Here is a 2,746-nt window from a genome sequence, read left to right as displayed (position 1 = left end):
CTGTGCTGCCGGGCGACCACGAGACGCTGATTGTCGAGGCGAGCTTTCCCGGCGATCCGGAGGCGGCGGATTTCTTCGTCGCCGGCGAGCGGGACTACATGTTCGGCACCCCTGCCCGCAGCGAAAAGGACGGCAAGCTGATCTTCACCGTGCCGATCCTCGATCGCCCCTCGACGACGCCGACCGATGGCGGGCTTCACTATACGCTGACGAGTTCGGCGGGCGCGGTCGAAGGGGTTCTGCCTTTCCCTTGATCCAGCCCACCCCAACGGTTGCAGGAAGCCGTCGGGTTCGCTAGGCAAAGACACGTCCTTCCCCATTTTCCCAAGCGAGGAATCCATGACCATTTCCGTTGGCGACAAGCTGCCTGACGTGACCTTCAAGACGATGACCGCCGATGGCGCCAAGCCGATCACCGGGGCCGAGATCTTCCCGGGCAAGAAGGTCGTGCTGTTTGGGGTTCCCGGCGCCTTCACACCGACCTGCAGCAACAACCATTTGCCGGGTTATCTCGAGAACCACGATGCCATCCTGGCGCGCGGCGTCGACACCATCGCCGTCGTTTCGGTCAACGACGTCCATGTCATGGGCGCCTGGGCGCACTTCACCGGCGGTGAGGGCAAGATCATGTTCCTCGCCGACGGCAGTGGCGATTTCGCCAAGGCGGTAGGCCTCGACAATGACCTTTCCGCCAGCGGCATGGGGCTGCGTTCGAAGCGGTTTTCGATGATCGTCGACGACGGCAAGGTCACCGCGCTCAATGTCGAGACCAAGCCTGGTGTCGACGAGTCCGGCGCGGCTCATATTCTGGGACAGCTCTGAAGTTCAGCGCGGCGTCGGGTGTGGAACGACGATCGCGCTTGTAGCCCAGGGCTTGCGTTTGGGGGGATTCTAGCGATGTTTGACATGTTCTGGCGCGCTATCGCGATCGGCATCGGCGCCACCGTCCTGATGGATCTCTGGGCCATCTTCCTGCACAAGGCGTTCGGCCAGCCACGGCCGAACTGGGGGCCGGTCGGTCGCTGGGTCTGGCATCTCCGTGACAAGGTCTTCCACGACGATATCGGCGGTGCCGCACCGTACGTGCATGAAAAGGCGCTGGGTTGGGCCTTTCACTATTTTGTCGGCATCGTCTACGGCATCATCCTGTTGGTGCTGGCCGGAGCGGGCTGGCTTGCCGCGCCGACATTCCTGCCGGCCTTCATTCTCGGCATCGTCACCGTCGGCGCCGGCTGGGCGGCCTCGAAGCGGCCCAACCCGATGCTGATCCGGGCGCTGAATCTGGTGTCGCACACCGTGTTCGCACTTGGGCTTTGGGGCACGGCGCTGCTGATCCGATAAGGGTCTACAACTGCGCTGGCCAGTCGATCGGCAGCCAGCAGTAGATAACGCGGTGCGCGCCGATATCGTAGTAGTTGCCACCCCCGCCGGCTGATCCGCTTCTTCGTACCTGAGAGCCGCGCCGCTCCGGAAATTCAATAGCTCTGGGTAGAGCGCCGCACTTTCGCGATTGCCGGTTGTTTGGCCGGCGCAGCAGGCTTTGCCGCTGCTGCAGGCTTGAACGGACCTTTCTTGAACGGCGCCATGCCTTCGCGCGCAAGCTCGTCGGCGCGCTCGTTCTCGACATGACCGTCATGGCCCTTGACCCAGTTCCAGGTGACCTTGTGGCGCTTGTTGGCCTCGTCGAGCGCCTGCCAAAGTTCACCGTTCTTCACAGGCTTCTTGTCGGCGGTCTTCCAGCCGTTCTTCTTCCAGCCGTGGATCCACTTGGAAATACCGTCCATGACATACTTGCTGTCGGTGTGAAGGTCGACCGTGCACGGCTCCTTCAGCGCGTTCAGCGCCGAAATGGCGGCCAACAGTTCCATGCGGTTGTTGGTCGTCTCGGCTTCCCCGCCGGAAAGCTCCTTGGTGGTGCCGTTGAAGCGCAGGATCGCGCCCCAGCCGCCGGGGCCGGGATTGCCCGAACAGGCGCCGTCGGTGAAGATCTCAACCAGTTTGCTCATGATACCCCATATCAGGCCAATCCATATTCCGAAGGAGATTTGATCGCCCGGTGGAACCGCATCCTTCTGATGTATTCGGTCGGATCGCGCTTCATCACCAGCCCGCCATCGGGGACGGTCAGCCAGTCGTACAGCCGGGTCAGCATGAAGCGCAACGCCGAACCGCGCGCCAGCACCGGCAGCGCAGCTTGTTCCTGGTCGCTCAGGGGCCGGACGCTCTGGTAGCCGGCGAGCAGCGCCTTGCCCTTGGTGAGGTTGAAGGAAAAATCCTTCTCGAAGCACCAGGCGTTGAGACAGGTGGCGACATCATAGGCGTAGAGGTCGTCGCAAGCGAAATAGAAATCGATCAGGCCGGAGAGCTTTTCGCCGAGGAAGAAGACGTTGTCCGGGAAAAGATCGGCATGGATGATGCCTTGCGGCAGGTCTTTGGGCCAGTTGCGCTCGAAATCGGCAAAGTCGGCATCGACCTCGGCCGCTAGGCCCGGCTCGACCTCGTCGGCGCGATCGCGCGCTGCATCCCAGAGCTTGCGCCAGCCGTCGATGGCCAGGGCATTCGGACGCGTCATCGAAAAATCGGCACCGGCCAGATGCAACTGCGCCAATGCCTTGCCGACCTCGGCACAATGCGTTGCTGTGGGCCGCCGCAACGAAAGCCCTTCCAGGAAGGTGATGATGACCGCCGGCCGGCCGGCGAGCGTGCCGATGACGCTGCCGTCATGCGCGGTCACCGGCAGCGGGCA

The 2,746-nt window shown here is 62.9% G+C and carries 4 protein-coding genes and 1 pseudogene; 3 read left to right on the top strand and 2 right to left on the bottom strand.

Annotated features, from left to right (window positions below; translation table 11 throughout):
• From EOC06_RS42730 to EOC06_RS17215, 3 genes and pseudogenes are all read left to right on the top strand, one after another.
• Window positions 1-254 (top strand): annotated as a pseudogene (locus tag EOC06_RS42730) (hypothetical protein); the annotation flags it as partial.
• Window positions 255-339: 85 nt separating this feature from the next.
• On the top strand, window positions 340-822 hold the full coding sequence (locus EOC06_RS17220; RefSeq protein ID WP_127327099.1) for a peroxiredoxin: 483 nt from the start codon (window positions 340-342) through the stop codon (window positions 820-822).
• 75 nt (window positions 823-897) lie between these two features.
• Window positions 898-1,341, top strand: coding sequence for a DUF2938 domain-containing protein (locus EOC06_RS17215; RefSeq protein WP_128308333.1), 444 nt, complete (start codon window positions 898-900; stop codon window positions 1,339-1,341).
• 134 nt (window positions 1,342-1,475) lie between these two features.
• On the opposite strand, the gene rnhA is transcribed toward EOC06_RS17215, so the two are convergent.
• Together rnhA and EOC06_RS17205 are read right to left on the bottom strand one after the other, a co-directional pair.
• The gene (gene rnhA / locus EOC06_RS17210) at window positions 1,476-2,006 is read right to left on the bottom strand and encodes a ribonuclease HI (protein ID WP_127270020.1); all 531 of its coding nucleotides are present in this window, start codon (window positions 2,004-2,006) and stop codon (window positions 1,476-1,478) included.
• Between the two features lie 11 nt (window positions 2,007-2,017).
• Window positions 2,018-2,746, bottom strand: a 729-nt coding sequence (locus EOC06_RS17205; protein WP_245469705.1) for a homoserine kinase, incomplete at its 5' end; no start/stop codon positions are given.

The sequence above is a fragment of the Mesorhizobium sp. M7A.F.Ca.MR.362.00.0.0 genome (assembly GCF_004023175.1).
Classification (GTDB): Bacteria; Pseudomonadota; Alphaproteobacteria; order Rhizobiales; family Rhizobiaceae; genus Mesorhizobium.
The sequence above is the reverse complement of the archived record's forward strand: the minus strand, read 5'-3'. Positions and strand labels throughout refer to the sequence as shown.